At 58.7% G+C, this 1,447-nt stretch carries 2 protein-coding genes; both read right to left on the bottom strand.

The annotated features are described in order from the left end of the window. A partial coding sequence (locus ACXRVY_RS29000; RefSeq protein ID WP_458238955.1) for a hypothetical protein occupies positions 1-614 on the bottom strand: 614 nt, incomplete at its 3' end. 313 nt (positions 615-927) lie between these two features. Next, positions 928-1,447: alpha/beta hydrolase (locus ACXRVY_RS28995; RefSeq protein WP_458238954.1), on the bottom strand; the 520-nt coding region annotated here is incomplete at its 5' end.

Raw genomic sequence — 1,447 nt, 5'->3', positions numbered from 1 at the left:
TGCTTGACCAGCGCGCCGGTCAACGCGTCGGCCAGGGCCAGGATGTGTGTACGCATCATTGCCCAGGTGCGGGCTTCGCCAGCGTAATCGTGCGCGGCAAACTCGTCGATCTGGGCGATGTGGTGACCGCCATGGGCTGACAACATATTGACCAGTGTGGCTTCAGGCAGATTGGGGTTGGCGGTGGCCAGAAACGCCGCAATCGCCTTGGCATTGCTGGTCAACTCGGTGACGGCAGCCTGCTTGCCCTTGGCGTCTTTCGCGACGGTGGCATCGCTGTAGTGTTTCACCGCGCCCCAATGACCGGCCAGCAGTTTGAGCAGTTGATCAGCCGCCGGCTGGCCATAGAGCGGGGCAATGCTGTTGGCGATTTTGGTGGCGTTGTCGACCACCAGGTCGGCCGCGACCTTGGCTTGTTTCTGATCGCCGGACTGGTTGGCCAGCGCATAGTCGCGGATCCAGAAAATATGCTCGACCCATAGATCCCGCAGCGCTAGGCGCGTGGTCAGTGCAGGCGAGTCGGCATCCGTGGACGCGGGCGATGGAGCTGCGTGGCTCCAGGCTGGAAGGGCAAGCAAGGCGAGGAGCAGGTAGATTGCGATTTTATTGTTCATCATGGCACCTCCGTGAATCGGACAAATAAAAACAAAGCATCAAATCGCTTAACTGAGCTGATCAGCGATGAGGCAGCGCACACCGAGCTATGAACGACAAGTTCGTCGCTCGAATGAAACTGGTCTGGCGTAATTCAGCTTTTAATGAACCGAATTCAATTTCTAATGAATCTCAACGTTCATGACGGTACCCTCTGAGAGTGGGAACGTTCGACAATGTCAATATAGACATAAAAATATGTTTTTATTGGGCGTTGGTGAATTCTCGGATGAACGGCCACAGCCCCCCTCGTCACAAAGACTGGTGTTGCCGTTACAACCCACCCCCCAGCACCTTGAGGTACTCAGGGCTTTCGCTGATCGAGTTATGCCCCGTCCCCGGTATCACCTGCAGTGACGCCACGCCTTTGGCGAAGTGTGTATACAAACGTTCGGTGCTCTGGCGCGCAATCACCTCGTCATGCTCTGCCGCAATCAGCCGAGTAGGCGCCGTGATGCGGGCGGCGTACTGCCAGGACGGGTATTTGTCCTTCAACAACCAGCGCACCGGAAACCAGCGGAACTGACGGGCGGCGAGCTCTTCGAGGCTGTCGTAGGGTGTGATCAGCACCAGTCGCGCGGCCGGGCGTTCGCTGGCAAGGCGCACGGCAACCCCGGAACCCAGGCTGCGTCCGACCACCGCCACATGCGGATGGGTGGCATACACCAGGTCGAACAACTTCATGGCATCGCGGGCAATGGCTTCTTCGCAAGGCGAGCCGGAACTGCCGCCGTAGCCGCGGTAATGCAGCAGATACAGCGCGTAGTCAGGGAACGCTTGGGTGAACCCGGGC

This window comes from Pseudomonas sp. P5_A2_2, from assembly GCF_054177685.1.
The sequence above is the reverse complement of the archived record's forward strand: the minus strand, read 5'-3'. Positions and strand labels throughout refer to the sequence as shown.